The sequence below is a fragment of the Microbacterium trichothecenolyticum genome, assembly GCF_041938625.1.
Lineage (GTDB): Bacteria > Actinomycetota > Actinomycetes > Actinomycetales > Microbacteriaceae > Microbacterium > Microbacterium trichothecenolyticum_D.
In genome coordinates, this window is record NZ_CP169427.1 from 2,502,018 (window position 1) to 2,524,393 (window position 22,376).

At 70.3% G+C, this 22,376-nt stretch carries 20 protein-coding genes; 7 read left to right on the forward strand and 13 right to left on the reverse strand.

Annotated elements, in window-relative coordinates:
* The first annotated feature begins 55 nt into the window (after positions 1-55).
* The gene (locus ACEYYH_RS11650) at positions 56-1,219 is read left to right on the forward strand and encodes a glutamate--cysteine ligase (protein WP_374974564.1); all 1,164 of its coding nucleotides are present in this window, start codon (positions 56-58) and stop codon (positions 1,217-1,219) included.
* Between the two features lie 61 nt (positions 1,220-1,280).
* Here the strand turns inward: ACEYYH_RS11650 and ffh are convergent, their stop codons facing one another.
* From ffh to ACEYYH_RS11665, 3 genes are all read right to left on the reverse strand, one after another.
* On the reverse strand, positions 1,281-2,843 hold the full coding sequence (gene ffh / locus ACEYYH_RS11655; protein WP_374974565.1) for a signal recognition particle protein: 1,563 nt from the start codon (positions 2,841-2,843) through the stop codon (positions 1,281-1,283).
* Between the two features lie 60 nt (positions 2,844-2,903).
* A complete protein-coding gene (locus tag ACEYYH_RS11660; RefSeq protein ID WP_374974566.1) occupies positions 2,904-4,973 on the reverse strand; it encodes an elongation factor G in 2,070 nt (689 codons plus the stop codon).
* A gap of 80 nt (positions 4,974-5,053) precedes the next feature.
* Positions 5,054-6,049 (reverse strand): TetR family transcriptional regulator, encoded by a 996-nt coding sequence (locus ACEYYH_RS11665; RefSeq protein WP_374974567.1) that lies wholly within the window; start codon positions 6,047-6,049, stop codon positions 5,054-5,056.
* 130 nt (positions 6,050-6,179) lie between these two features.
* Here ACEYYH_RS11665 and lipB point away from each other — a divergent pair, with 130 nt between their 5' ends.
* Entirely contained in the window at positions 6,180-6,818 is a 639-nt protein-coding gene (gene lipB / locus ACEYYH_RS11670) for a lipoyl(octanoyl) transferase LipB (protein WP_374974568.1), read from the forward strand.
* Positions 6,815-7,846 carry a lipoyl synthase gene (gene lipA / locus ACEYYH_RS11675; protein WP_374974569.1) on the forward strand — a complete coding sequence of 344 codons (1,032 nt, stop codon included), beginning with the start codon at positions 6,815-6,817 and terminating at the stop codon, positions 7,844-7,846. Before lipB ends, lipA begins: the two co-directional genes overlap by 4 nt.
* A 12-nt stretch (positions 7,847-7,858) precedes the next feature.
* On the opposite strand, the gene ACEYYH_RS11680 is transcribed toward lipA, so the two are convergent.
* From ACEYYH_RS11680 to smc, 3 genes are all read right to left on the reverse strand, one after another.
* A complete protein-coding gene (locus ACEYYH_RS11680; RefSeq protein ID WP_374974570.1) occupies positions 7,859-8,359 on the reverse strand; it encodes a DUF2004 domain-containing protein in 501 nt (166 codons plus the stop codon).
* An 81-nt stretch (positions 8,360-8,440) separates the two neighbouring features.
* Positions 8,441-9,313 carry a signal recognition particle-docking protein FtsY gene (gene ftsY / locus ACEYYH_RS11685; RefSeq protein WP_341998986.1) on the reverse strand — a complete coding sequence of 291 codons (873 nt, stop codon included), beginning with the start codon at positions 9,311-9,313 and terminating at the stop codon, positions 8,441-8,443.
* A gap of 21 nt (positions 9,314-9,334) precedes the next feature.
* Positions 9,335-12,886, reverse strand: coding sequence for a chromosome segregation protein SMC (gene smc, locus ACEYYH_RS11690; RefSeq protein WP_374974571.1), 3,552 nt, complete (start codon positions 12,884-12,886; stop codon positions 9,335-9,337).
* A gap of 487 nt (positions 12,887-13,373) precedes the next feature.
* Between smc and ACEYYH_RS11695 the strand changes: the two genes are divergently transcribed.
* The 3 genes from ACEYYH_RS11695 to ACEYYH_RS11705 all read left to right on the forward strand — a co-directional run bounded on the left by ACEYYH_RS11695 (position 13,374) and on the right by ACEYYH_RS11705 (position 15,887).
* The gene (locus tag ACEYYH_RS11695; RefSeq protein WP_374974572.1) at positions 13,374-13,628 is read left to right on the forward strand and encodes a hypothetical protein; all 255 of its coding nucleotides are present in this window, start codon (positions 13,374-13,376) and stop codon (positions 13,626-13,628) included.
* An 83-nt stretch (positions 13,629-13,711) separates the two neighbouring features.
* Entirely contained in the window at positions 13,712-14,794 is a 1,083-nt protein-coding gene (locus ACEYYH_RS11700) for a GNAT family N-acetyltransferase (RefSeq protein WP_374974573.1), read from the forward strand.
* A complete protein-coding gene (locus ACEYYH_RS11705; RefSeq protein ID WP_374974574.1) occupies positions 14,787-15,887 on the forward strand; it encodes a GNAT family N-acetyltransferase in 1,101 nt (366 codons plus the stop codon). Before ACEYYH_RS11700 ends, ACEYYH_RS11705 begins: the two co-directional genes overlap by 8 nt.
* Positions 15,888-15,910: 23 nt before the next feature.
* Here ACEYYH_RS11705 and mutM read toward each other — a convergent pair whose 3' ends face one another.
* Genes mutM through ACEYYH_RS11740 form a run of 7 tightly spaced genes read right to left on the reverse strand, consistent with a single transcriptional unit; the run spans position 15,911 to position 21,720 of the window.
* A complete protein-coding gene (gene mutM / locus ACEYYH_RS11710) occupies positions 15,911-16,858 on the reverse strand; it encodes a bifunctional DNA-formamidopyrimidine glycosylase/DNA-(apurinic or apyrimidinic site) lyase (protein WP_374974575.1) in 948 nt (315 codons plus the stop codon).
* Positions 16,851-17,552 (reverse strand): ribonuclease III, encoded by a 702-nt coding sequence (gene rnc / locus ACEYYH_RS11715; RefSeq protein WP_374974576.1) that lies wholly within the window; start codon positions 17,550-17,552, stop codon positions 16,851-16,853. Before rnc ends, mutM begins: the two co-directional genes overlap by 8 nt.
* A gap of 19 nt (positions 17,553-17,571) precedes the next feature.
* Complete coding sequence (rpmF, locus tag ACEYYH_RS11720) at positions 17,572-17,781, reverse strand: 50S ribosomal protein L32 (protein ID WP_045297913.1); 210 nt, start codon at positions 17,779-17,781, stop codon at positions 17,572-17,574.
* A gap of 33 nt (positions 17,782-17,814) precedes the next feature.
* Positions 17,815-18,351: a DUF177 domain-containing protein gene (locus ACEYYH_RS11725; protein WP_374978209.1), complete on the reverse strand. Its 537-nt coding sequence runs from the start codon at positions 18,349-18,351 to the stop codon at positions 17,815-17,817.
* 41 nt (positions 18,352-18,392) lie between these two features.
* Entirely contained in the window at positions 18,393-18,890 is a 498-nt protein-coding gene (coaD, locus tag ACEYYH_RS11730; protein ID WP_374974577.1) for a pantetheine-phosphate adenylyltransferase, read from the reverse strand.
* Between the two features lie 42 nt (positions 18,891-18,932).
* Entirely contained in the window at positions 18,933-21,095 is a 2,163-nt protein-coding gene (locus ACEYYH_RS11735; protein ID WP_374974578.1) for an ATP-dependent DNA helicase RecG, read from the reverse strand.
* Positions 21,096-21,132: 37 nt separating this feature from the next.
* A complete protein-coding gene (locus ACEYYH_RS11740; RefSeq protein ID WP_374974579.1) occupies positions 21,133-21,720 on the reverse strand; it encodes a hypothetical protein in 588 nt (195 codons plus the stop codon).
* Between the two features lie 91 nt (positions 21,721-21,811).
* Between ACEYYH_RS11740 and rsmD the strand changes: the two genes are divergently transcribed.
* Complete coding sequence (gene rsmD / locus ACEYYH_RS11745; protein WP_374974580.1) at positions 21,812-22,375, forward strand: 16S rRNA (guanine(966)-N(2))-methyltransferase RsmD; 564 nt, start codon at positions 21,812-21,814, stop codon at positions 22,373-22,375.
* Position 22,376 lies beyond the last annotated feature (1 nt).

A 22,376-nucleotide genomic window follows, 5' to 3' on the forward strand; every position in this document is an offset into this window, starting at 1 on the left:
CTTCCTGTGCCGTGAACCGAGCGGGCCCGGCGGGTCATCGTGTCAGACTGTGCCCATGACGGTGCCCTTCGCGACATCCGCCCGATCGTCCGTCGGCCTGGAATGGGAGCTGATGCTCGCCGACGCCGCGACAGGAGACCTCATCCCGCGCGGCCCCGAGCTGCTCGCCGCCCTCGAAGAGGACTCCGCCCTCGAGCGCTACACCGTGACCGGCGAACTGCTGACGAACACCGTCGAGGTCACGAGCGGGGTCGGCGACACCGTGGCCGCGGCCACCGACGACATCGCCGACGCGATCGCGAAAGTGCGCACGTTCACCGACCCGCACGGCATCGACCTGCTCTGCGCCGGCAGTCACCCGTTCGCGCAGTGGTACGACCAGAGCGTCACCGACAAGACTCGCTACCACAAGCTCATCGAGCGCACCCAATGGTGGGGCCGCAACATGATGATCTGGGGAATCCACGTGCACGTCGGCGTCGAAGACGTCCGCAAGGTGTTCCCGATCATCAACGCCCTCGCCGTGTATCTCCCGCACCTGCAAGCACTGTCGGCCTCCAGCCCGTTCTGGGCAGGCGAGCGCACGGGATACGCCTCGAACCGCGCCCTGGTCTTCCAGCAGCTGCCCACCGCCGGGCTTCCGTGGCCGCTCAAGAGCTGGGACGAGTTCGAGGGCTACCTGAAGGACATGGTCAGCACGGGTGTCATGGAGGACGCCACCGAGGTGCGGTGGGACATCCGCCCCGCACCCCGCTGGGGCACCATCGAAGTGCGCGCGTGCGACGGGATGTCGACCCTGCCGGAGCTGGCGGCCATCGCGGCGCTCGTGCAGGTGCTCGTCGAGCACTTCTCGCGCCGCCTCGACGAAGGCCTGCCGCTCGAGACGATCCAGCCCTGGTTCCTCCGCGAGAACAAGTGGCGCGCGGCCCGCTACGGTCTCGACGCCCGCGTGGTCGTCGACCACCTCGGCACGCAGCGCCCAGTCATCGACCACCTGCGCGAGACTCTGGACGAGATCGGCGACATCGCCGTCGATCTCAGATGCGCCCGGGAGCTCGCGGGAATCCAGACGATCCTCACCGACGGGGCCAGCTACTCGCGCCAGCTCGCGGTCGCCGACGCGTCCGACGGCGACCTCCGCGAGGTCGTGCGCCACCTCGTCGGCGAGTTCCGCTCGGGTCCGACCCTGCGCGAGCACCTCGCCGCGCTCGGCCACTGATCCCGCGCGGACGCGTGATGGAGACGGATGCTGCGGCGCGCAGCATCCGTGAATCCCGACGTCAGCCGCGGCCGAGCATCTTCTGCAGCTCGGCGAGGTCGGCCTCGGTCGGCGCGCCCTTCGCGCCACCGCCGAGCCCGAAGCCGGAACCCGTCGGTGCCTCTGCGGCCTGAGCCGCGATGCCGGCGTTCTCGGCGGCGCGCTTGGCCGGGTTGCCCGAACGCGAACCCTTGGCCTTCTGCTGCTTGCCGCGCTTCGCCGACGCGCCCGGACGCCCCGCGCCCGGGATCGGGCCCATGCCGGGGATGTTGGGCACGCCGCCGCGGGCGACGGTCTTCATCATCTTCGCGGCCTGGTCGAAACGCTGCACAAGCTGGTTGACGTCGGTCACGGTCATGCCCGAGCCGCGCGCGATGCGCAGGCGGCGCGAGCCATTGAGCAGCTTCGTGTTGCGGCGCTCGGCCGGAGTCATGGAGCGGATGATCGCCTCGGTGCGGTCGATCTCCCGCTCGTCGAAGTTGTCGAGCTGGTCCTTCATCTGGCCCATGCCCGGGAGCATCCCGAGCATCTTCTTCATCGAGCCCATCTTGCGCATCTGCTGCATCTGCTCGAGGAAGTCCTCGAGCGTGAACTGCTCGGTCGCGAGCTTCTCGGCGACCTTCAGCGCCTCGGCCTCGTCGAACGCCTGCTGCGCCTGCTCGATGAGGGTGAGGATGTCACCGAGGTCGAGGATGCGCGACGCCATGCGGTCGGGGTGGAACGCCTCGAGGTCGTCGAGACCCTCACCCGTCGACGCGAAGATGATCGGGCGCCCGGTCACGGACGCCACGGAGAGCGCGGCACCGCCGCGCGCGTCGCCGTCGAGCTTCGAGAGCACCACGCCGGTGAAGTCGACGCCGTCCTGGAACGCCTTCGCCGTGTTGACGGCATCCTGTCCGATCATCGCGTCGATGACGAACAGCACCTCGTCGGGGTCCGTCGCCGTGCGGATGTCGGCGGCCTGCTTCATGAGCTCGGCGTCGACGCCGAGACGGCCGGCGGTGTCGATGATGACGATGTCGTGCTGCTGGCGGCGGGCGACCTCGACGCCGTCCCTCGCGACCTTGACCGGGTCCCCGATGCCGTTGCCCGGCTCGGGCGCGTAGATCGCGGCACCGGCGCGCTCGGCGACGACCTGCAGCTGGTTGACGGCGTTGGGGCGCTGGAGGTCGGCGGCGATGAGCAGGGGCGTGTGGCCGTCCTTCTCGAGCATCTTCGCGAGCTTGCCGGCGAACGTGGTCTTGCCGGAGCCCTGGAGGCCCGCGAGCATGATGACGGTCGGCGGGTTCTTCGCGAACTGCAGCCGGCGCTGCTCGCCGCCGAGGATCGCGATGAGCTCCTCGTTGACGATCTGCACGACCTGCTGCGCCGGGTTCAGCGCCTTGTTGACCTCGTCGCCGAGGGCGCGCTCGCGCACCTTGGCGGTGAACTCCTTGACGACGGGCAGCGCCACGTCGGCGTCGAGCAGGGCGCGCCGGATCTCGCGGACCGTGCCGTCGACGTCCGCGGGCGTGAGCTTGCCCTTGGTGCGGAGGTTGCGGAAGGTCTCGGTGAGCCGGTCGGAGAGGGTGCCGAAAGTCGCCATGATCCCCCGATTCTAGCGTCGAGCGCGTAGCGTGCTTCGCCGTGGGCCATCGCCTCGGCTTCACGCCCGGGCACCCTCCGGCGCCCGCTCGTAGCCGTAAGGGGTGAGCGTCAGCTCCGCCTGGCCACCGGTGAGTGCACGCAGGTCGAGGACGTACCGTGCGAGCTCCGCATCAGGGACGGTCGCGATGACGCGGGTGCGCCCATCCGCGTCGGTCTCCGTCCCGACCACACGGCCGCGTCTTCCCGACAGATCTGTCAGCACCTGCCCCTGACCCGCGGCCGGCACGATCACAACGACGGTGGAGACCGGTTCGAGCAGCACCGCTCCTGCTTGCGCCAGCGCGGTCTTGACCCCCATCGCCGCGGCCGTGCGGAAGGCCATCTCCGACGAGTCGACCGAGTGCGACTTGCCGTCGTACAGCTCGACGCGAACGTCGACCACCGGATGCCCGAGCGTCCCCCCGGCAGCGAGGGCGTCGCGCACCCCCTTCTCTACGGCTGGGATGTACGAGCGCGGCACGGCACCGCCGACGACGGAGTCGACGAACTCGAAGCCTCCACCCGCGGGAAGCGGAGCGACCCGCAGCATGACGACGGCGAACTGCCCGTGTCCGCCCGACTGCTTCTTGAGCTTTCCCTCTGCGGCCGCGCCGTGCGCGATCGTCTCGCGGTAGGCGACCGGTGCGGGGCCCGTCGTGACGTGCACGCCGAGCACCCGAGCGAGGCGCTCGACGGCGACCGCCACGTGCGTGTCGCCCAGGCCGCGCAGGATCGTGTCGGGGCCCGCCCGATCGACGACGAGCGTGGGGTCCTCGGCGACGAGGCGGCCCAGCGCCGTGGTGAGCTTCGTGTCGTCCGACTGCGACACAGGCTGCAGACTCATCGCGAAGACGGGCGGCCGGGAAGGCAGCCTCGCTGGACGGGCGTTCGTCTGCGCCCGACTCCACAGCAGCGAGCCGGACGGCGTGCCGGCCAGCTTGGCGACGGCGCCGATCTCGCCGGCCCGCAACGCGTCCACCGGCAGGTGATCGGCACCCCGCAGTCGGAACAGTCCCGGCATCCGCTCCTCGACGCCGGTCGTCGCGTTGCGCAGGCGGTCTCCTGGCCGCAGGACACCCGAGAGCACCTTCAGCATCGCGATCTGACCCACGAACGGGTCGGCGACCGTACGGAACACGTGAACCAGCTTGTCGCCCCCGGGGTCGGGCGCCACGTGGTGCTCGCTGCCTCCCCCGCCGTCTGGGTCCACGCCGAGGACGATGCTGCTGTCACGGCCGGACACGGCCGGCGCGAGCTCGCACAGGAGATCGAGAACACGGTCGACGCCGGTTCCGGTCGTGGCGGAGCACACGACGACGGGCACGCCCTCTCCCGCGGCGACCGTGCGAGCGAGGGTGCGCCCGAGTTCGGCCGCCGGCGGCTCGTGCCCCTCGAGGTACGCCTCGAGCTGTTCGTCGTCGCGGGAGACGATCTCCTCGGTGACCGCCTGGTGCAGGCGGTGCTCCTCCTCGGCGAGGTCGGCGGGCACGGGCTCCTCGTGGTGACCGCCGTCGGCATCGTAGAGGACGGCCTGCTCAGTCAGCACGTCGGCGACCCCCTGAAAGGACTGCGCCTCCCCCACCGGCAGTTCGAGCGCCCAGATGCCGTCGCCGAACTCTCCGCGAAGCTGATCGAGCACGACGCGGAACGACGCACGCGCGCGGTCCTCCTGGGTCACGACGACGACCCGCGCGACACCGGCCGCCTCGGCAGCAGACCACGCGGCGCGGGCGCCGGCTGTCACCCCGTCGATCGCGCTGATCACGAGCACCGCCACATCGGCCACCGCGAGCGCCGCGTCCACGGCGCCGACGAAGTCGGGGTGTCCCGGGGTGTCCAGGAGTGTGAGGCCGACGTCCGCATCATCGGCACGCCAGGACAGCCATGCGGGCGTCAGTCCGAGCGTCGTGTGGCGCGCGATCGCCTCGGGTTCGTGATCGCACACGGTCGTGCCCTGCTCGATCGAACCCCGCCGCGAAATCGAGCCCGCGCGGTGCAGCATCGCCTCCGCCAGCATCGTCTTTCCCGAACCCGTCGCACCGATCAGGGCGACGGAGCAATGCATGGCGAGTGCGGATGCCGTTTCCACGGTGACCTCCCACGACGATGTGCGCTGGGCACCATCGTGCACCGTCTCGGAGGCGGCTGCCAGAGGATCGTGCGGAATGGTCAGTCCGCAGGGCCGAGCTCCTGGAAGAGCGTGAGCTGCAATCCGGCGGGGCCGCGCAGGCGGGCGTTGATCGAGCGCCAGGGCGTTTCGCGAGCGGATGCCTCGACCTCGGCGCCCGCGTCCGACAGCCGCGACACCGCCGCCGCCGTGTCGGCGACCTCGAGCCCCAGACGGATCCGGTCACTCGGGGCGTCGCCGTCGGTCTCGACGCGGTCGATGAACTCCACTTGTGCGGGATTGGCGATCTCGAGCGTCGCGCGCCCCGCGGCGAGGATCGCGACGCGCGCGCCACCGTCGGCTTCGTAGGCCTCGGCCTGGGGCATCCCGACCACGTCGCGATAGAAGGCGAGGGTCTGCTCGAAGGCGGAGGCCTGCACGACGACGCGGAGCTGTGCGACTTCTCCCACCAGGGGCAGGGACGACACCGGCTCTGCCGCGTCGGCGGCGAGCGAGAGGAATCGCGCGAGTGACGTGCGCCCGGCGCCGTCGTGGGCCCACGCTTCGATGGCGGCCAGGACCGCACCGCCCCACGCCGCTCCCGCCACGTCGGCGCGCACGCGGTCGGCTCCGCCGTGCAGAAGGCGGGCGGCGACCGCCCGCGCCACGCGCGCCCGTCGCAGCGCGGCGTCGCGCTCGTATTCCGCCTCGAGGCCCATCGCGGTCGCATTCACGATGCCGAGGGCGAGGCTGTCGGGTGCGAAGGAGTCGGCGATGGCCAGCGTTGCCGAGCGGACGGCGGTCGCAGCATCCATTCCGTCGTCCACTTCGAGACGCTGCTCGAACGCCGCCAGCCGCCCGTCGAGTCCTGCCCAGAGCACGTCGGACTTCGACGAGAAGTAGTTGAAGAAGCTCGACCGGCTGACCCCCGAGCGTCGGGCGATGTCGACGATCGACGTCTGCTCGTACCCCTGCTCGAGGAACAGCTCGCAGGCCGCCTCGGCGATCGTCTCGCGCGACGACGCCTTGGGCCGTCCCGCGCGCGGTTCGGTGGACATGAAGCCCACCCTATTGGCCGCCTCCCGCGTGTGGCCCGGGGGCACCACGGCTGACCGGACTCGTTCTCGCTCGATGTATTGTTGGACGCAATCCATCAATCGCCACAAGCGAATCCTGCGAAGGAGCACGATGCTCGACATCCAGACGGTCGGCCTCTCCCCCGACTGCGTGCCGTACCTCGACGGATGGGCGCTGCAGCGCAGCATCCACGCCGATGTCGTCGCCGGGACCCGCGCCGACACGCTCCTGCTGATGGAGCATGAGCCGGTGTACACCGCAGGGGCCCGCACCGCGCGCCACGAGCGGCCGACCGACGGCACGCCTGTGGTCGACGTCGACCGCGGCGGCAAGATCACCTGGCACGGCCCCGGTCAGCTGGTCGGCTACCCGATCGTCCGCCTCGCCGAGCCCGTGGATGTGGTCGCGCACGTGCGCCGCCTCGAGCAGCTGCTGATCGACGCGCTGCACGAGTTCGACATCGACGGCTATCGCGTCGAGGGCCGCAGCGGCGTGTGGGTGCGCCGCCCGCTCGGCGAGGACAAGGTCGCGGCCATCGGCGTGCGCGTGCAGCGCGGCGTCACGATGCACGGCTTCGCACTGAACTGCGACAACACCCTCGCGGGATTCCGCGGCATCATCCCGTGCGGGATCACGGATGCCGGCGTCACGACGATGAGCGAGATCGCCGGAGCCGACATCTCGCCGAGCGACGTGGTCGACACCGTCTCGCGGATCTTCGCTCTCGACTTCGCGGGGGTGCCGGCATGAGCGCCTGCAGCACGCCGGGTGCAGCATCCGCGCCGTCCTCCGCCCCCGACGGCCGCAAGCTGCTGAGGCTCGAGGTCCGCAACGCGCAGACGCCGATCGAGCGCAAGCCCGAGTGGATCAAGACCCGGGCCAAGATGGGGCCGGAGTACCAGGCGCTGCACTCGCTCGTGAAGACCGAGGAACTGCACACGGTCTGCCAGGAGGCCGGCTGCCCCAACATCTACGAGTGCTGGGAGGACCGCGAGGCGACGTTCCTCATCGGCGGCTCGCAGTGCACGCGCCGCTGCGACTTCTGCCAGATCGACACCGGCAAGCCCGCCGACTACGACACCGACGAGCCCCGGCGCGTCGCCGAGAGCGTCGTGCGCATGAACCTCCGGTACGCCACCATCACGGGCGTCGCCCGCGACGACCTGCCCGACGGCGGAGCGTGGCTGCACGCCGAGACGGTCCGCGCGATCCACGCGGCGAATCCGAACACGGGCGTCGAAATCCTCGCGACCGACTTCAACGGAGACCCCGCGCTGCTCGATGAGGTCTTCGACAGCCGCCCGGAAGTCTTCGCGCACAATGTGGAGACGGTGCCCCGCATCTTCAAGCGGATCCGTCCGGCGTTCCGATACGAGCGCTCGCTCGACGTGCTGACCCAGGCGCGCGACGCCGGCCTCATCACCAAGTCGAACCTCATCCTCGGCATGGGCGAGGAGCCCGAGGAGGTCGTGCAGGCGCTCGAGGACCTGCACGGGGCGGGCACCGACATCATCACCATCACGCAGTACCTGCGCCCCTCGCCGCGCCACCTGCCGGTCGCGCGCTGGGTGAAGCCGCAGGAGTTCGTCGAGTTCAAGGAGGAGGCGGAGCGGATCGGGTTCCTCGGTGTGCTCGCGGGCCCGCTCGTGCGCTCGTCGTACCGCGCCGGGCGCCTGTGGGCGCAGTCGATGATCTCGAAGGGGCGCGAGATCCCGCCGCACCTCGCGCACATCGCCGAGGACGTGCACGTCGAGCGCGGGTTCGCGCAGGCGGTCTGAGCCCTCCGGGTGCTAGTCGGCGCTCGTCACCGACAGCACGCCGCCGTCGGAGTCGAGGTTCACCAGCAGCACGTCGTCGGTGGCGTCGGGATCGAGCGCGTACTCGAGCACGGCGAAGGGGTCGGAGCCCCCGTGCTCGTCGGCGAGGATCGTCATGCTCATCAGCTGCAGCGAGCGGATCACGTCGATGTGCACGTCGCCCGAGATGTCGACGAGCGTGTCTTCGAGGGCCTCGCCGAGAGCCTCCTGCTGCTGCAGGATGTACTCGGTCACCTCGCTGGTGCGATCGCTCAGCTCGTTGACCATCGCGTTGCGGGCGCTGCGGTCGATGTCCTCGATCGACGAGATGAGCGCGGCGGCCACATCGAGGGCTGCTTCCGACACGTCGTCCTGGTCGGGGGCCGTGAGGTCCACCGTGACGGACTGGTCTCCCAGTTCGACGTTCTCCGACCAGAAGATCGATCCGTCAGGCCCCGATTCGAGGAGTCCGAAGTAGTCGTGCTCGATCGCCATGACCCCATGAAACCGCAACGCGGGCGTCGGCGATAGCCCGAACACGGCATGGCGCGGATTCGGTCGGATCCGGCGGCGTGTTCAGTCGACGAGCGACGCCGCGAACACGTGCGGAGTGAAGCCCGTGAGGTCTCCGATGCCCTCGCCCTGGCCCAGCAGCTTCACCGGGATCCCGGTGCGCTCCTGCACGGCGAGGACGAACCCGCCCTTGGCCGAACCGTCGAGCTTCGTGAGGACGAGGCCGGTGACGCCGGCGTGCTCGAGGAACGCCTGCGCCTGCATCACGCCGTTCTGTCCGGTCGTGGCGTCGAGCACGAGCAGCACCTCGCTGATGGGCGCCTGCTTCTCGATGACGCGACGGATCTTGGTGAGCTCGTCCATGAGGCCGCCCTTGGTGTGCAGGCGTCCTGCGGTGTCGACGAGCACGATCTCGGTGCCGGTGTTCTTCGCGTACTCGATGGTCTGGAAGGCGACGGATGCCGGATCCTGGCCTTCCTGCTGCGGCCGGACGATCGTCGCCCCGCCGCGCTCCGCCCAGGTCGCGAGCTGGTCGACGGCCGCGGCGCGGAACGTGTCGGCCGCGCCGACGACGACCGAGCGGCCGTACCGCTGGAGGAACTTCGCGAACTTGCCGATCGTCGTGGTCTTGCCGACGCCGTTGACGCCGACGACCAGCACGACCGCCGGGCGCTCGGTGAGGCGGAGCGTCGTGTCGAACTTCGCGAAGTGCTCCTCGAGCGTCTCCTTCAGCATGCGCTGCAGGTCCCGGGGGTCGGTGGTGCGGTAGCGCTCCACCTTCTCCCGCAGTTCGTCGACGATGCGCTCGGTGATGTCCGGCCCGAAGTCTGCGGTGAGCAGCGCCGTCTCCAGGTCGTCCCACGTCGTCTCGTCGATCGTGGGCTTGACGAACATTCCGCGCAGCGCGCGTCCGAGCGACCAGGAGCTCTCTGCCATGCCTCTAAGCCTAGGGGCGGGTCAGGAGGCGACGCGTTCGGCGATGCGCTGACCGACGACGGCCGAGACGCCGTCCTGCCGCATCGACACCCCGTACAGCGCGTCGGCGATCTCCATCGTGCGCTTCTGATGCGTGATCACGATGAGCTGGCTCGAGGCGCGCAGCTGCTCGAAGACGCCGAGCAGGCGTCCCAGGTTGGCGTCGTCGAGAGCGGCTTCGACCTCGTCGAGGATGTAGAAGGGGCTGGGGCGCGCCTTGAAGATCGCGGTCAGCAGGGCCACCGCCGCAAGCGAGCGCTCCCCGCCCGACAGCAGCGAGAGCCGCTCGATCTTCTTCCCGACCGGCCGCACCGCCACGTCGATGCCGGTGGTGAGCGGTGAGTCGGGGTCCGTCAACGCGATCGAGCCCGTGCCGCCCGGGAACAGGATCGGGAACACCTCCCCGAACGCGACCTTCGTATCCTCGAACGCCGCCAGGAAGATCGTCTGCATGCGCTCGTCGAGCTCCTCGATGATCGTGAGCAGGTCCCTGCGGGTCTGCGTGAGATCGGCGAGCTGCTCGGTCATGAACTTGTGACGCTGCTCAAGCGCCTCGAATTCCTCGAGAGCGAGCGGGTTCACCCGGCCGAGCTGCGCCAGCTTGCGTTCGGCTTCCTGCAGACGTCTGCGCTGCTGCGGGCGATCATATGCGACGGATGCTGCCGCCCCGGCGTCACCGCTGTCCTCAGGCGCGGGTCCCGCCATCGGATCCAACGGAACAGGCTGATCCGGCCCATATTCCGAAACGAGAATGTTTTCGTCGAGCCCGAGCTCGGACTGCACCCGCTCCAGCAGTCCGGTCACGTGGAGACGCTTCTCGTGGATCTGGAGCTCCAGGCTGTGGACGCTCTCGGTGAGCCCGGCGAGCCGCTCCCGGACCGCGTTCTCCTGCGTCCGCAGCTCGGCGAGCTCGGCGGTGACAGCGGTGCGCTCGGACTCCGCGGCCGCGAGGTCGGCGCGGGCCTGCGCCAGCGAGCGGTCGACGGAGTCGATCACGGCGGGCAGCTGACCGGCGACGCCGGCCGCGATCTCCCGCTGCGCGCGGCGGACGACGGCGCGGCGCGCCGCCTCGGCCGCGGCATCGCGCTCGCGCTCGCGCTGGCGTTCGAGCCCGACGACACGCGCTTCCGCCGCCCGGATGCGCTCCCGGAGCGTCTCGACGTCGAGACGGGAGCGCATCTCGAGGTCGCGCGCCTCCTCGAGCGCGGCGAGCATGCCCTCGCGTGCGGAGGCGTCGAGGATCGGGCGGGGAGCCTCGAGCGCAGACGTGAGCTGGTCCTCGGCGGATCGCGCCGATCCCTCGGCCTCCTCGACGGCTGCGGCGGCCTGGGCAAGCCCGGCGGCGAGCCGCTCGCACTCGGCGACCGCGGCCTCGTGCCGCACCATCGCCCGGTTCACCTGCTCGGCGTGGGCGGCCAGCGCCGCGTCATGCTCACGGAGGGTCGCGAGCGTGGTCTTGGTGCGCAGGCGAGCCGACTCGAGCTCACGGGTCGCGTCGGACAGCGCTTGGCGCAGCGAGTCCGCCACGACGGCGATCTCGTCGCGACGCTCGGCGGCAGCATCCCGTTCCGCCGCGAGCTCCAGCCGCGACCGCGATGATCCCGCACCCGCACGGAGGGAGTACTCGGTGTACACCTCGCCGCGGCGTGTGACGAGCGTGAGGGGACCGCCGAGCTCGGCGTTCGCCAGCGTGGGGCCGGCTTCGCGTGCCGTGGCGAGGTCGTCGGCGACGACGACGTACGACAGCAGGCCGAGCACGCCCTCGGGAGCCGTGACGACCTCGCGGGCCGGCACCACGCCAGGCATCGCGGGAAACAACGGGTGCATCATGCCGGCCGAGGCGATCACGATGTCGACGACACCCGCTTCGGCGTCGCGCGCGGCGTCGGCCACGGCGAACGCGCTGTCGCGGTCTTCGACGAGCACGCCCTCGGCGATGGGTCCGAGCACCGCGGCGATCGCGGCCTCGAATCCAGGCTTCACCTGCACCGCGTCGCCGACGAGGCCCCGGACGCCGTCGCGTCCCTCCGAGATCAGCGTCGACGCGCCGTTCTTCACATCGAGCGCCCGGCTCAGCGCGGCCGTCTGCGCGGTCAGAGCCTCGCGTTCGCGCTCCGCAGCGTGCAGGCGCTCCCGGAGCGAGGAGACCGAGGACTCGGTCTCGGCGGCATCGCGCTGCGCGCGCTCGTAGGCCGCGGCATGATCGGCTGAAGACTCCTCGGGGACGAGGTCGGGGTCGACGCCGGCGAGGATCTCTTCGGCCTCCGCGCGGCGCGCGAGCGCGGCGTCCAGCGCCTTCTGCTGGCGTTCGACAGCGGCCTGCACGGCGGCGAGGGCGGAGGCTGCGGCCTCGGCGGTGCCGCGCAAAGCGGTGATGCGCATGTCATGCTCGGAGACCAGCGCGCTCTGCGCGGCGATGTCGACGTCGAGGGCGTCGAGCTCGGCGCGGGCGCGCACGACGCCGCGCGCCGCTTCGGCGGCGGCGTCCTGTGCGGCACCCAGTCCATCCGAGACGTCGTCGATCTCTGCGCGAGCCTCGTCGATCATCGCCTGCGAGACCGTAGTCAGCTCGATGCGGTCCTCGTCCTCCGCGTCGCCGAGGAGTGCGAGCCGCTGGCCCGCCAGAGCGTAGAGCCCCCGCAGCCGTTCCTGCACCCGCTCGAGCCCGAACGCGACGCGGCGGGCGCGATCCACGCTCTCGGAGCGCTGGGCGCCCTCGAGCTGCTCGATGCGCACGCGGGCGTTGTCGAGACGCTCCTGCAGCACCATGCGCTCGGCGTGCCGTTCCTGCTCGCTCTGCGCGTGGGAGGCGAGCTCGGCACGCAGGCCGACGATCTCGTCGGCGAAGAGGCGGGCCTTCGCATCGCGCACGACCGCCGCGATGGTCGCCGCCTCGCGGGCGATCTCCGCCTGACGGCCCAGCGGCTTCAGCTGCCGGCGCAGTTCGCCGGCCAGGTCGCTGAGACGCGTGAGGTTCGCCTCCATCGCGTCGAGCTTTCGGAGGGTCTTCTCCTTGCGACGGCGGTGCTTGAGGATGCCGGCCGCCTCTTCGATGAATCCTCGGCGATCCTCCGGCGTCGCCTGCAGGACGCTGTCGAGACGCCCCTGGCCGACGATCACGTGCATCTCGCGACCCAGGCCGGAATCGCTCAACAGCTCCTGTACATCGAGCAGGCGGCACGACTCCCCGTTGATCGCGTACTCGCTCGAGCCGTTGCGGAACAGCGTCCGGCTGATCGTCACCTCGGAGTACTCGATCGGCAGTGCGCCGTCGCTGTTATCGATCGTGAGCTGGACCTCGGCGCGCCCGAGCGGCCCGCGCGTCGCAGTGCCGGCGAAGATGACGTCCTCCATCTTGCCGCCGCGGAGGGTCTTGGCCCCCTGCTCCCCCATCACCCACGCGAGCGCGTCGACGACGTTGGACTTGCCGGAGCCGTTCGGACCGACGATGCATGTCACGCCGGGTTCGAGGGCGAACGTCGTCGGCTGGGCGAACGACTTGAACCCTTTGAGCGTCACGCTCTTCAGGTGCATGGATACGCCTTCCACCCCGGCCGTTTACCCGCCTACGCTACCGGAGCGCAGCACACGCGCTCGGAAGACCGGCCGTGGCGCGCGGATCCGGCGACACGCCATGAGATCACCGAATCTGCAAGAAAGCTTGACGCGGGTATCCCGCACCCGCTAACGTCACTCTCTGCGTCTGAAGTCGAGAAAGGAGGTCCCCCGATGATGCTGATGACTCCAACCGGAATCGCCGCCCGTGATGGCGGAGCGATTCGTGCCGTCGCGTCGGGGACCGTCTCCTTCGGCGCTGTGCTGAGCGGCCGCTTCCCCGCCGCCATCTGATCCCCGCAGGGGACGAGTCTGCCCGTTTCCGGGCGTGAACCGTCTGTTGCGCCGCACCCGCTTCGTGGTGCTGAGCGCGCTCCCCCTGCGATCTCGTCCCGTCGTGCTGCGGCACGGCATCCCCGCCTCCCGGCGCCTGCCCGAGGCGACACTTCATCTGGAAAGAGCAATCATGAACACTCTCCTTGCGCCGCAGCGCCCCTCGGGCCTTCCCGATACGCTGCGGCTCCCGAGCCGCGACACCCGGACTTCGCTCCTGGACCGCCTCGCCCTCCAGCTGGGCCTGTGGCTGCTGCTGTGGAGCACCCGCGCCCCGCGGCTCGCGGACGACCGCCGCCGGCACGCCCAGGCGTACCGGCACCAGGAGGCCAACACAGCGCGCGAACGCGCCTACCTCCGCGAGGCCAGCCTCGCACCCCGGCCGTGACGGCCACCGGGTCCGCCGCCCGCACCCGGGCGGCGGACCCCACCCCTGAACCACACCCATCGACACCGCAAGGACGCACCGACATGACCACCATCACGGGGCTGGAGTTCCGCCCCCTCGTCGTACCCGCCTCCATCGACGCACCCGACGCCGCCGACTTCGTCGAGATGGTGCGCGTGCGCAACCTCATCTACCGCGAGATCTCGGGGCACGACGACCACCGGATCACCGCCGACGAACTGCTTCCGCACTATCAGCCCTCGGAGTACGAGACCCGCCTCAGCTGGGTGATCGTCGACGACGGCGCCATCATCGGCCGCATCGGCATCGACATCCCCCACGAAGAGGGTTCGACCGCCGCGTTCTGGCTCATCGAGCTGCTCCGCGAGTCGTGGGGTCGCGGCATAGGCTCTGCGGCATACGAACTCGTCGAGCGCACGGCGCGCGCGCACGGGCGCACGGTGCTGCAGTCGTGGGCCGAGCACCCCGCCGCGCCGGGCCCGCAGCTCGCTCCTCCGACGGGCTTCGGCGAGATCCCCGAGGATCACGTCGCGCGGTTCTATCTCCGGCACGGGTACACGCTCGAGCAGGTCGAGCGCAACAGCGCCTTCGACCTCACCGGCTCGTTCGACGGCGTCGAGCGGCTTCTCGCCGAGGCGCGGGCCGCATCGCCTGCCTATCGCCTCGTCCAGTGGTCCGCACCGACCCCCGACGAGTACGTCGCCGGCTACGCGTGGATGAAGTCCCGCATGTCGACCGACGCACCCGCTGCCGCGCTCGAGTTCGACGAAGAGACGTGGGATGCCGCGCGGATCGCCGAGCACGACGCGCGGTACACGTCATCGGGGCGCACCATCCAGGTCACGGCCGCCCAGCACATCGAGACCGGTGAGCTGTGCGCATTCAACGAGCTGGTGATCGGCAAGGACCGCACCGAGGCATCCCATCAGGAGGACACGCTCGTCCTCAAAGAGCACCGCGGCCACAAACTCGGAACGCTCGTGAAGTGCGCCGGACTCCTGTCCTGGCGCGGGATCGCGCCGGAATCGGCGCGCGTCATCACCTACAACGCAGAGGAGAACCGGCCCATGCTCGACATCAACGAGGCGATCGGCTTCGCACCGATCGCGTACGAGGGTGCATGGAAGAAGGTGCTCGATGACTGACCTGGCCGAAACCACCGTCGTGACCGTCCAGCGCATCGCCGTCCCTGAGACGGCGGATGCCGCCGACGCCCGCGTGTTCCTCGAGATGGTGCGGATCGCCAACGCGGTCTGCCTCGAGGACGCCGGACACGACTACCTGCGCGAGGAGCCTGACGAGATGCTCGGGTTCTGGCAGGACCAGACCGACTGGACCCAGCTCGGGTTCGCTGCGCTCCGCGGCGACGAGGTGCTCGGGGCGGTGAAGCTCATGATCTCGAATGAGGCGGACGTCAGTACCGTCGAGTTCGACCTCATGGTCGATCCACCGCACCGCGGTCGTGGTCTCGAGGAGCTGCTGCTCGCCGAGGTCGAGCGCGAGGCGCGCGAGCGCGGACTCGCCACGATCCAGACATGGACGCTTCATCGACCGGATGCTGCCGGCCCGCGCCTTCAGCCCTCCACGGGCTGGGGGGCGATCCCTGCCGAGGACGCGCAGACGAAGTTCCAGCTGGCGAGCGGCTTCACGCTCGAGCAGGTGGAGCGCAACAGCGTTTTCGACCTGACGGGCGACTTCGCCCTCGTGACGCGGATGCTCGCGGAGGCCGTCGCCGTCGCGGGCGACGAGTACCGGCCGATCCAGTGGACGTCTCCGACGCCGCCGGAGTACGTCGACGGCTTCGCCTACGCGCTGTCGCGCATGTCGACCGACGTGCCGGCCGGTGGCCTCGTCATCGACGAGCAGCACTGGGACGCCGCCCGGGTCGAGCGACGCGATGCCCGTTTGAAGGCACAGGGGCTCACCGTCTCGGTGGCGGCCGTGCTCCATGTGCCGACGGGCCGGGTCGCCGCGTACAACGAGCTCGTGATCGGCGAGGAGCGTTCCGGCGCGACACAGCAGTACGGCACGCTGGTCGTCAAGGAGCACCGCGGTCACCGCCTCGGCACGATCGTCAAGTGCGCGAACCTGCTGCGCTGGCACGACCTCGTGCCGGAGTCGCCGCGCGTCTCGACGTTCAATGCCGAGGAGAACCGGCACATGCTCGACATCAACGAAGCCATCGGCTTCGTGCCGGCCTCGTACGCCGGGGCGTGGAAGAAGGTTCTCGAACTCTGATCTCCGGGCACGCCGGAGACCACTCAGACGTGTGCCGCGCTCGGTCCGTCCACACCCGAGCGCGGCACCCGCTGGCAGTGCGCGCAGAAGTGACTCGAGCGATTCGTGAACGACACGCGCACGATCGGACGGCCGCATCGGGGGCACGGCTCCCCGGTGCGGCCGTACGCGTTGAGGGAGTGCGCGAAGTAGCCGGCCTGGCCGTTGACGTTCACGTACTGTGCGTCGAAGCTCGTGCCGCCTTCGGCCAGCGCCTTGTCGAGCACGTGGCGCACCTCGCCGAGCAGGCGGTTCACCGCCCGGGTCGACAGGGCGCGAGCGGATGTCTCGGGGTGGATCCGCGCGGCCCACAGCGACTCGTCCGCGTAGATGTTGCCCACACCGCTGACGACCGTCTGATCGAGCAGCACGCGCTTGATCGCCGAGTCCTTGCGGGCGAGCGCACGACGCAAGCCCGCATCAGAGAACGCCGGATCGAGCGGGTCCCGCGCGATGTGCGCCACTTGCGCGGGCACGGATGCCTCGTCCCACCCGTGACCGCCGGGTGCACCGTCGGCCGTGGCGATCAGGTCGTCGATCGCGAGCGAGCCGAAGGTGCGCTGATCGGCGAAGACGACGGAGAGCTCACCGTGCACCGGATGCGCCAGGTCGATGCGCACCCGCTCATGCCGCTCGGGCGCCGCTCCTGACGCGCGCAGGAGCATCTGCCCGCTCATGCCGAGGTGACCGATCACCGCCTCATCGGACGGCGTGCCGTCGGAGCCCGACCGCAGCGGGAGCCACAGGAACTTGCCGCGCCGGGCGGCCGCGCTCACGACGCGTCCGGTCAGGCGCGCCTCGAAGTCGGCAGCACCACCGGCGTGTCGCGTCAACGCACGCTCGTCGAGGACGGTGACGCCGATGACGAGGGCGCCGGTGACAGCGGGGGCGAGGCCGGCGCGGACGACCTCGACCTCGGGAAGCTCAGGCACGCCCGCTGAGCGCGCGCCAGGCCGTGAGCGCGGCGGCCATCTCGGCGTGCTTCTTGCTGGTGCCTCCGCCCTCCGCCGTCAGTTCGCCCACTGTGACGGTCGCCGTGAAGCGCCGGTCGTGGTCGGGTCCGGTCGAGGTCACCTCATAGGCGGGAGGCAGCAGACCGGCGTGCGCGGCCAGTTCCTGCAGCGCCGTCTTCGGGTCCATCGCCGCCCCGTAGCGTTCGGGGTCGGCGAGGAGGGGCTCGACGAGTCGCAGCACCAGGCCGGTCGCGGCATCCGATCCCGCCGACAGGTATGCCGCTCCGAAGATCGCCTCCATGGTGTCGGCGAGGATCGAGTCCTTGTCGCGTCCGCCGGTGAGGATCTCCCCGCGGCCGAGTTTGAGGTGCGCACCGAGTCCGATGCCCCGGGCGATCTCGGCGAGGGCCACCGTCGAGACGACGCTGGCGCGCCGCTTCGCGAGGGCTCCCTCTTCGAGCTCCGGATGACCGGTGAACAGACGAACCGTCACGGCGAGGCCGAGCACGGAGTCGCCGAGGAACTCGAGGCGCTCGTTGTGCGGAACCTGTCCGTTCTCGTACGCCCACGAGCGATGCGTCAGCGCCAGCGACAGAAGCTCGGGGTCGATATCGACTCCGAGCTTCTGTGTGAGGTCTGAGAGCGTGGTGCGCTCCGCTGCGACGTCTGTCACGTCAGACCGTGCGCGACGATCAGACGTCGGCGACCTTGCGGCCCTTGTACTCGAGGAACAGCTCGGTGCCCTGCGAGTCGGTGACGACCTTCGCCTGGTGCGGGCGGCTGTAGACGGTCTTGCCGTTCTCGACGGTCTTGACGAGCGTGGGGGCCTCGGCCTTCCACTGCGCGCGACGCGAGCGAGTGTTGGAGCGGGAGACCTTCCGCTTCGGGGGGTTACCTGCCATGGCTAGCTCTCTTCTGTGTTCTCGACGCCGCTGTCAACCGCGGGGGCGCGGTGCTTCGTCGTCGTGGCTCGTGGTGAAGTCCTGGAGCGCGGCCCATCGTGGATCGAGAGGCTCGCTCTGCGGCGTTCCGGCGTTCTCGGCCAGTCGCTCGCCCGTGATCGGATCGAGTCCGGGGCAATCCGGCTGGCACACCGGCTGAAAAGGAAGCGACAGGACGACCGCTTCCCTGACCAGAGTTTCAAGATCCACGTGGTCGTCTTGAACCTCGAAGTCAGTTTCTTCCTCCCCAGGATACGCGAAAAGCTCCTGAAACTCGACTTTGAGCCCTTCGGCGATGTCGATGAGGCACCGACTGCAGATGCCGGTGTACTCGGTGTCGACCTCTCCGGAGACAAGAATGCCCTCGTGCACCGACTCGAGTCGCACGTCCAGGACGAGGGGCTCCCCCTCGGCGACGGCGACGAGACCCTCGCCCCACTTCTCCGGGGCCGGGACCTCGAGGGTATGCTCGCGCATCTCTCCCGAGCGGTGGGCGATGTCGCGGACCGGGAGGACGAACGGTCCCGTCACATGCTTTCTGACCACGACTCCAGCCTAGCCGCGGTTTCCGGTCAGATGCCGCGCGCGCCGGTGTCGAGGAACCGCGCCACGGCGGGCGGGACGAACGGGGAGACATCGCCCCCCAGCGACGCGACCTGACGCACCAGCGAGCTCGAGACGAGCGCGTGGGCAGGGTCTGGCAGCAGGAATACCGTCTCGACGTGAGCGAGGTGGCGGTTCACGATCGCCATCGGCGTCTCGTACGCCACATCGACCTGCGAGCGGATGCCCTTCACCAGCACGCCGGCGCCGACATCCGTCGCGTAGTCCACCAGCAGACCCATGCTCCACGACGCGACGATCACATCGCCCTCGATCTCGGCCTCGGCGATCGACTGCTCCAGGAGCGACTGGCGCTGCGCGATGGGCAGCATCGCCTCTTTGCCGGGGTTGTGCACGACCAGCACATGGAGCTGGTCGTACAGCGAGGCGGCACGGTGGATCACGTCCAGATGACCGAGGGTCGGCGGATCGAACGATCCCGGGACGACGGCGATCCGGCTGCTCATGCGATCCAGCCTAGTGGGCTGTCCGAAGGCCCTCCGACGCCGTCAGTTCTTGGCGAGGGCCGCGCGCTCGGCCATTCCGACGCTGCGCTCGAGGGCGGCCGCGAGCCCGGGATGCCGCAGCAGCGCCGGGTCGTCGGCGAGCAGCTGCTCGGCCGCCACCCGCGCCTCGGAGATGATGTCGGCGTCCTTCACGACGCGCAGCAGTCGAAGCGACGACCGCGCCCCGGACTGCGCGTCGCCGAGCACGTCGCCCTCGCCGCGGAGCTCGAGGTCGACCTCCGCCAGCGCGAATCCGTCGAGGGTGGAGGCCACGGCGTCCACGCGCTCGCGCGCGGGCGTTCCGAGCGGCGCCTCGGTCACCAGCAGGCACAGACCGGGGATCCCGCCACGACCGACGCGTCCGCGCAGCTGGTGCAGCTGCGACACACCGAACCGGTCGGCCTCGAGGATCGCCATCGTCGACGCGTTCGGGACGTCGACGCCCACCTCGACCACGGTGGTCGCCACGAGCACGTCGACGTCCCCGCGGGCGAAGGCCTGCATGACGGCGTCCTTCTCATCAGACGGCATCTTGCCGTGCAGGATCTCGACCCGGATGTTCTCGAATGACGGATGCCGCGACAGCAGGTCGGCGACCTGCACGACGCCCCAGCGGGTGCGGGTCGCCTCGCCGCCGGTGTCGCCGGCGGGCTCATCGGCGGTGTCGTCCTTGGTGCGCTTCTCCGCGTCGATGGCGGCGCAGACCACGAACGCCTGACGCCCCTGGGCGACCTCTTCGGCGATGCGCTCCCAGACGCGCGCGAACCAGCTCGAACGCTCGGCCAGCGGCGCGACGTAGGTCTCGATGCCCGCGCGGCCGGCCGGCATCGTGCGGATCGTCGAGACGTCGAGGTCGCCGAAGACGGTCATCGCCACCGTGCGCGGGATGGGCGTCGCGGTCAGCACCAGAGCGTGCGGCGAGGAACCCTTGGCGCGCAGCGACTCCCGCTGCTCGACGCCGAAGCGGTGCTGCTCGTCGACCACCACGAGGCCGAGGTCGGCGAAGGTCGTGCTCTCGCTCAAGAGCGCGTGGGTGCCGACGACGATGAGGGCCTGCCCCGACGCGGCGCGCAGTGCGGCCTTCCGGCGCTCGGCTGCGGGGAGCTGCCCGGTGAGGAGCGTGGGCATGAGCTCGGGGGCGAGCTTCGGGCCCAGCATCCGTGCGATCGACCGCACGTGCTGCGCCGCAAGGACTTCGGTCGGCGCGATGAGGGCGGACTGACCGCCGGACTGGGCGACCTGGAGCATCGCACGCAACGCGACCAGCGTCTTGCCCGAGCCGACCTCGCCCTGAACGAGGCGGTTCATGGGCCAGTCGCCCATGAGGTCGCGCGCGACGTCGTCGCCGACCGTGATCTGGTCGGGCGTCCGCGGGAACGGCAGCGCCGCGTCGAACCGCTCGAGAAGGGCTCCGGGCGCGCGTCTGGTGGCCGAGAGCGCGCGCACGAACTGCCGCTGCTGCAGGAGCGCGACCTGGAGGACGAAGGCCTCCTGCATGCGCAGCGTCGCGCGCGCCGGCTCGATCTGGTCGAAATCGTCGGGGCGGTGGATGCGCTCGATCGCGCTCCGGGCCGTGATGAGGCCGTGGCGTGCGCGAAGCTCCTCGGTGAGCGGCTCCGGGACATCGCCGAGACCGTCGAGGACGAGCTCCACGGTCTTCTGTATCTGCCAGCTGGCGACCGTGCTGGTGGCCGGATAGATCGGGATCGGCAGGTTGGCGTTGGCCTGCACCTTCATCCGTGCCGTGTCGGCATCTTCGAAGAGCTCGTAGTCCGGGTGGGCGAGCTGCTGTACGCCCTTGTAGATGCCCACCTTGCCCGCGAAAATGCCCTGCCTGCCGGGCTGCAGGTCGCGCACCCGCCACGACTGGTTGAAGAAGGTCAGCGACATCTCGCCATTGCCGTCGCTGATCACGACCTCGAGCAGCGAGCCGTTGCGGTTCTTCATGCGTCGTTCGCTGACGCGGCGCACCTCGGCGACGATCGTCACCGGCTCGCCGAGCGGCAACGTCGAGATCGGGGTCAGCTCGCCGTGGCGGGCATAGCGGCGGGGATAGTGGACGAGCAGGTCGCCGACCGTGGTCATGCCGAACGCGCGCTCGAGGGCCGCCGCGGTCTTTCCGCCGATCGCGCCGCCGAGGCTCGAGTCGAGGGTGAAGGGGGCCACGCCACGAGTCTAGGAGCGACCGGCGACGTCGCGTGCGCTAGCCGAAAATGGACTCCACGATCTCCGAGAGGAAAGCGCGCCCGTTGCGGTTCACCGTGGAGAGGTAGATCCACACCCCGTCGCGGGCGACGATCATCTCCTCGGTGTCGGTCCCCTGTCCGGGCAGCACACAGAAGTCGGCGCCGAAGTCGTCCGACACCTGGCATGTGTAGCCCTGCGCCGGAAGATCTCCGACCGCGGCGCTGACGGCCTCCGGGGTCGCGGTGCTGACGAGCAGCAGCATCCCGGTGGCATCGCCGACGATCCAGTCGCAGCCCAGCGCGAGGACGGCACCCGTGGGAGCCGGCCGTACGAAGCCCTCGCCGTTGCTCTGCAGCGTCATGTCGCCGACCGCGGCCTGCCACGTCGCGGGAGTCGCGAGGTTGTTGCAGTCCGTCGGCAGCGTGACCGATGCGGACTCGGTGGGTGTCGGTGTCGGCGACGGGCTCGGAGACTCCGAGGGCGATGCCGATGTCGTCGGCGAGGTCGTCGGAGACCCCCCGCCGCTCGCGCAACCCGCGAACACGAATACGGCCGCGACGAACGCGGCCACCGCCGATGAAACCATGATGCCGCTGCGATTCATCTCGACCCCCATCGATTCCGGGCTCCCCCACCCGCGATCATAGGGGTGGCGGCGATCGGGCCGTACCGAGGCGGGCCGATATCGTGGGAGAGTGACGCGCATCATCGCCGGCCGTGCGGGCTCGCTCAATCTCGATGTACCGGACGCCGGCACCCGGCCCACAAGCGATCGCGTGCGCGAGTCCCTGTTCGGCGCGCTGGAGTCCGCGGACGCCCTGCGCGGCACCGCCGTGCTCGACCTCTACGCCGGCTCGGGCGCCCTCGGCCTCGAGGCGGTGAGCCGGGGCGCGGCATCCGCGGACCTCGTCGAGAAGTCGCCGCGCGCAGCGACCATCGTGCAGCGCAACGCGAGCCGCGTGGCCAAGGCCGTGGGGACGGACGCCGCGATCCGCGTGCACCGCTCGTCAGCCGACGCGTTCCTGCGATCGGCGCGGGGGCCGTTCGACCTGGTCTTCCTCGACCCGCCGTACGACGTCGGCGAGACGGAACTGTCATCGACCCTCGCGCTGCTCGTCCCGCTTCTCTCGGTCGGAGCGGACGTCGTGATCGAACGCGCGTCGCGTTCTCCGGAACCGAGCCTGCCCGATGGGCTCGTCGCGACGCGCTCGAAGCGCTATGGCGACACGGCGATGTGGTGGGCGACCACGGCCGAGTGAT

Bases quoted from the DNA above. Each gene is read 5' to 3' on its own strand.
- ACEYYH_RS11695 (WP_374974572.1), top strand. From the start codon at position 13,374: ATGAACACTCTCCTTGCGCCGCAGCGCCCCTCGGGCCTTCCCGATACG.
- lipB (WP_374974568.1), top strand. From the start codon at position 6,180: ATGCTCGACATCCAGACGGTCGGCCTCTCCCCCGACTGCGTGCCGTAC.
- coaD (WP_374974577.1), bottom strand. From the start codon at position 18,890: ATGAGCAGCCGGATCGCCGTCGTCCCGGGATCGTTCGATCCGCCGACC.
- rpmF (WP_045297913.1), bottom strand. From the start codon at position 17,781: ATGGCAGGTAACCCCCCGAAGCGGAAGGTCTCCCGCTCCAACACTCGC.
- ACEYYH_RS11665 (WP_374974567.1), bottom strand. From the start codon at position 6,049: ATGTCCACCGAACCGCGCGCGGGACGGCCCAAGGCGTCGTCGCGCGAG.
- ftsY (WP_341998986.1), bottom strand. From the start codon at position 9,313: ATGGCAGAGAGCTCCTGGTCGCTCGGACGCGCGCTGCGCGGAATGTTC.
- lipA (WP_374974569.1), top strand. From the start codon at position 6,815: ATGAGCGCCTGCAGCACGCCGGGTGCAGCATCCGCGCCGTCCTCCGCC.
- ACEYYH_RS11700 (WP_374974573.1), top strand. From the start codon at position 13,712: ATGACCACCATCACGGGGCTGGAGTTCCGCCCCCTCGTCGTACCCGCC.
- ACEYYH_RS11705 (WP_374974574.1), top strand. From the start codon at position 14,787: ATGACTGACCTGGCCGAAACCACCGTCGTGACCGTCCAGCGCATCGCC.
- smc (WP_374974571.1), bottom strand. From the start codon at position 12,886: ATGCACCTGAAGAGCGTGACGCTCAAAGGGTTCAAGTCGTTCGCCCAG.
- ACEYYH_RS11740 (WP_374974579.1), bottom strand. From the start codon at position 21,720: ATGAATCGCAGCGGCATCATGGTTTCATCGGCGGTGGCCGCGTTCGTC.
- ACEYYH_RS11650 (WP_374974564.1), top strand. From the start codon at position 56: ATGACGGTGCCCTTCGCGACATCCGCCCGATCGTCCGTCGGCCTGGAA.
- ffh (WP_374974565.1), bottom strand. From the start codon at position 2,843: ATGGCGACTTTCGGCACCCTCTCCGACCGGCTCACCGAGACCTTCCGC.
- ACEYYH_RS11680 (WP_374974570.1), bottom strand. From the start codon at position 8,359: ATGGCGATCGAGCACGACTACTTCGGACTCCTCGAATCGGGGCCTGAC.